At 66.1% G+C, this 4,525-nt stretch carries 3 protein-coding genes; 1 reads left to right on the top strand and 2 read right to left on the bottom strand.

The window, feature by feature from the left end; all coding sequences use genetic code 11:
• Positions 1–203: 203 nt before the first annotated feature.
• Positions 204–461, bottom strand: coding sequence for a DUF4169 family protein (locus tag VMR03_RS02020; RefSeq protein WP_325401770.1), 258 nt, complete (start codon positions 459–461; stop codon positions 204–206).
• Positions 462–602: 141 nt separating this feature from the next.
• Between VMR03_RS02020 and VMR03_RS02015 the strand changes: the two genes are divergently transcribed.
• Entirely contained in the window at positions 603–4,124 is a 3,522-nt protein-coding gene (locus VMR03_RS02015) for an AsmA family protein (RefSeq protein WP_325401768.1), read from the top strand.
• Positions 4,125–4,254: 130 nt separating this feature from the next.
• Here VMR03_RS02015 and VMR03_RS02010 read toward each other — a convergent pair.
• The coding region (locus tag VMR03_RS02010) for a ribbon-helix-helix domain-containing protein (RefSeq protein WP_325401766.1) at positions 4,255–4,525 on the bottom strand (271 nt) is incomplete at its 5' end.

The raw sequence follows: 4,525 nt of genomic DNA, 5'->3' as shown, positions 1-4,525 counted from the left end.
GAAAAAAGCTTCAGCCCCGCCGCCATGATCTCGGCGGGCCGGGCTTCCTTGCGGCGCTGACGTCTGGGCTGCGCCGCCATCGGCGCCCTCCGTGACCGGTATTAATAACTGACCAGTCAGTTATTAAATGGAGCGAGTCGCAAAAGCAAGCGATTTGCAGCCATCGCGAAAAATCGGAATCGAAGAAAGCGCCGGCGGGGGACTTATCCCCGGTCGTCCTCCGGGGGCTTATCCTCACCTTCAATCCGCGTGGGATGGTCCCGGCGGTGGCTTTCATGGAGGCGCCTGATGCGGCTTTCCTCGGTTTTTGCGAGCTTCTTTTCAGCTCCGGTCCGGCCGAAGCGCACGCGGTTTGCGGCGGCGCGCGCTTCCTTTTCCTCGCGCTCCCGGCGTTTCCTCTGCTCTTTGGAGGTTTTTCGCAGCCTGGATAAATCGACTATATTTCCGCCGTCCGACACCATAATTTGCCCGCAAATCAGCGGCAGCCTGCCGCATGCCGTTCGTCCTGTGAAATCTCTCGCGAGCTTAGGCGAAAGACGGCCGGTGCGGAACCGCCGGCCATCGGCGGCGGCCTCCGTCCTGCTGAAGTCTGGAGATAAATTTTGAATTCGGTTCTGTCCTATATCGCCGGGCTGGTCGTCGTGCTGCTGATCGCGGCGCTGGTCGGCCCGACCTTCGTCGACTGGAACCGCTTTCGCAGCCAGATCGAGACGCAGGGAAGCAAGCTGACCGGCCGCGAGTTGAAGATCGGCGGCGACATCAGCTTCGTCGTTCTTCCCGCGCCGCATCTGACGCTCAACAGCGTCTCGCTCTCAAATCTGCCCGGCGGCGAGAATTCCGATTTCGCGCGCTTCGGCCAGATCGACGCCGAAGTCGCGCTCGCGCCGCTGTTCAGCGGCGAAATCAGCGTCACCAGCGTGACCGTCACCCGGCCGCAAATCCATCTCGAGATCATGCGCGACGGCCGCAGCAACTGGAACGGGCTGGTCGCCGACTCACTTCAGGAGGACGGACTCTTCGGCCTTTCGTCCGTAAGTCTCGAAAAGGCGACGTTCGAGGACGGCACCGTCACCTATTCCGACCATCGCGACGGCAGCAACTGGCGCGTCGATCACATCGAGGGCTCGGTCATTGCGACTTCGCTGCTCGGCCCCGTTCGCGCCAATCTCAAATTCGACACCGACGAGATGCCGCTCGCGCTGCGGCTGGCCATCGGCAATTTCGGCGGGCGGAAGGCTTTTCCGATCACGGCGGAATTGCAGGCGCTTGCCCAACCCGCGAAGCTTCTGTTCTCCGGCGTCTCGACGGGCGGGCGTCTCGACGGAACGGGCAGTTTCGAATATGGCTCGACCAAGGTCGAGGGCGGTCAGAAGCCCAAGGCGCCGCTTCGCGTCGAGGCGGGTGTGGTCGTCGGCGACAGCGCCGCGACGTTCCGCAATCTCGTCGTCGCGATGGCGGGGACGACGCTCAAGGGCGACGCGCATGCGGAGTGGAAGCAGCGCCCGACGGCGAACATAAGGCTTGGCGGCGAGGCGCTGACGCTCGATCCGCTGGTCGAGCGGCTCGGCGAATTCATGGCCGGCGCCAAGGTGCCCTTCGGCGCTCTAGCGACCTTGCCCGTGCCCGACGGCATCGACGCGAAAGCCGACGTGAAGGTTGCGAGCCTTCTCGTGCATGACGTGCTGGTGAAGGATGCCGCGCTGGCGTTGTCCATGACCAACGGAACGCTGAGCATCGACCGTGCCGCCGGCGATATCGGCAGCGGTACGCAATTCGAACTCGCCGGCGCCCTCTCGCCCGGCGAGGAGGGCGGTCGCTTCGACGGCAAGGTGAAGGCGACGACCCGCAACATGGCGGCGTTGGCAGGCTGGCTCGCGAGCCTTCGCGCCGTCCCCGGACAGGCGGTGAGCGGCGAGACGCTGGACGCGCGAAGCGGCAGACCCGTGCCGCAAATTCTGGTGAAGGAGCCGCGCCGTCCCTTCTCGATCGCCTCGAACATTCAACTGACGCGGGACCGCCTCGACTTCAACGATCTGACCGCGGCCTATGCGATGACGCCCGACGCCGCCGATCTCAAGGGCGATCTCTCCTTCACGGAGCGCGACAAGCGCCCGCTGTTGCGCGGCGCGCTGGCGGCGAAGAGTTTCGATCTCGATCCGCTGATCGCGCTTTGGCCGGAGACGGCGCCGAAACCGCTGGCGCTGCTCGACGCCAACGACCTCGATCTCGCGCTGACGGCGGACAGGCTGACGGTCGCCGGACGCGCCGTCGCAGGGCTCGACACGTCGATGGCCGTCACCGGAGGCGAGCTCGATATCAGGCGCTTTGCCGCGACCGATCTCGCCGGCGCGAAGGTGACGCTGGCCGGCACGCTCTCGGGCGCGACCAAGGGCGAACTCGCGGCGCTGCGCGGCAAGCTGCATGGCGAGATGGAGGCCGAGAAGACCGACGGGCTTCTCGCGCTGGCCGGGATCGACGCGCCGGGCCTGCAAGGACCCGTGCAATTGACGCTCGACACCACGGCGGGCGAAGCCGCAGACAGCCAATCGCGGCTCGACATGCTGATGCTCAAGGGAACGATCGGCGGCAGCCGCGTCGATGCGGTGCTGAAGCGCGGCCACACGGCCGACGGCAAGGCCGACAGGATCGACCTGATCGCCAATGCGACGAATGGCGACGGCCGGCTGCTGCTCTCGCAACTGGGGTTCGCGCCCGATGACGGCCTTGCCGGCGCGGGCACGGCATCCCTGCAACTGAGCGGCGCGACGGACAAGCCCTACGACACGACGCTGCGGATCAATGTCGGGCAGGGCACGTTCAACGCGAAGGGCGGTCTTGCCGATCCGCTCGGAAGCCCGGGCTTCACGGGCCATGTCGATATTTCCGCGTCCGGCATGTCGCAAGTTCTGGCCGCGCTCGGCGTGCCGGAGCGCTTTGCCGATTTTGCGGCCGTGCAGGCCGGGGGCCCGAGCTTCGTGCTCTCCAGCGACATGAAGAGCGGCGCGGGCGTGCTGGCGCTGAGCGGCCTGGAAGCGGTCGCGGGGAATTTTCATCTTTCCGGCGAGGCGACGTGGCAGCGGCCGCAGGAAGCCGGAAAACTTCCGACGCTGACCGGAAAATTCCAGGCGAACACGCTCGACCTGACGAGCATCTTCGCGACGGACGCGAAAGACACGGACGCAATCTGGCCGACAACGGCGCTCGACTGGTCGGTCCTCGGCACTTTCGAGGGAGACGTCGGGCTCAAGGTCGATACCCTCAAGCTCGGCACCCTGCGGCTCGACCAGAGCGACATGCGCCTCGCGCTCGCGCAAAGCGTTCTCTCGGTCGCGCCCTTCACGGCGAAATTCGCCGATGGCGGCGCGACGATCGGCGCGCGTATCGAGGGCGGGAAATCGGGTGAGCCCGGCATCGGCCTCACGGTGGCGCTCGACGGCGCCGACATCGAGAAGCTCGGGCCGCAAATCTCCGGCGCTTCCTTCGGCACGGGCCGGGCCGACATCGACGCGCAGCTCGAAGGCCAGGGCCGGAGCTGGCTCGCGCTCATGTCGTCGGTTTCGGGGAAGGGCACGTTCGAGACGCGCAACGCGGGCATCGCGCCGCTCGACGTGCCGGGATTCTCCGACGGCTTGAAGAAGTTGAAATCGCTCGATGAATTTGCGGCGCTTCAGGCGCAAACGCTCGACAAGGGCAATACGCCCGCGCGCGGCCTCGACGGCGATTTCGTCGTGAAGGACGGCATTGCGCGCATGGGCAAGGATGGCGTCGAGCTCAGGGGCGGAAAGGGCAAGCTCGTCGCGATGCTCGATCTCGGACGGCTCGTGGCCGACGCCGAACTCGACGTGACGCTCGACGATCCGGAAGGCGCGCCGCCCGTCTCGATCGTCGCGGCCGGCAAGCTCGGCACCCTCGACCGGCGCGAGGACACGGTCGCGCTTCAGAATTTCCTCTCGAAACGGATCATCGCCCAGGCCGCGCAGGACGCGGGCGTCGATTTCATTCCGAAGGAGCTGAAGAACCTGCTCGGCCTTTCGGATCAGGAACTGAAGGCGAAGGGCCCGGCGGTCGCGGGCATCCCCCTGCCGATGAAACGGCCGGAGGCACCGAAGGCGGCGCTGCAGTAGGGGCGTGGAGCCCTCCCCCTTGAGGGGGAGGGTTGGGAGGGGGGTAGGCTGCAAGGAAGAGTCTTACGAAGAAGTCCCCCCGCCCGATCGGCTTCGCCGATCGACCTCCCCCTCAAGGGGGGAGGTAGGGTCAGGTCACGCAGGCCGCTTTCGCCTTGAAATGCGCGAGGACATAGACGCGCACCGCGCCCGAGAGATTGCCCTCGTTGTCGCGGCCTTCGTCGATCCGCCGGACGAGCTCGTTCACCGATAGGTCTTCCGTGCAGGCCACTTCCTTCAGCGCATCCCAGAAGGGCCGCTCCAGCGAAATCGAGGTGCGGTGGCCGGCGATGGTAACGGAACGCTTGATCTCGGCGGGCATGATTGCACCATCCTTCGGTGTCACCCCGGACTTGTTCCGG

It is taken from the genome of Parvibaculum sp., assembly GCF_035511255.1.
GTDB lineage: Bacteria > Pseudomonadota > Alphaproteobacteria > Parvibaculales > Parvibaculaceae > Parvibaculum.
The sequence above is the reverse complement of the archived record's forward strand: the minus strand, read 5'-3'. Positions and strand labels throughout refer to the sequence as shown.

What these genes read in the sequence shown, in the direction of transcription:
- VMR03_RS02020 (WP_325401770.1), bottom strand. Translation starts at nt 461, where the DNA reads ATGGTGTCGGACGGCGGAAATATAGTCGATTTATCCAGGCTGCGAAAA.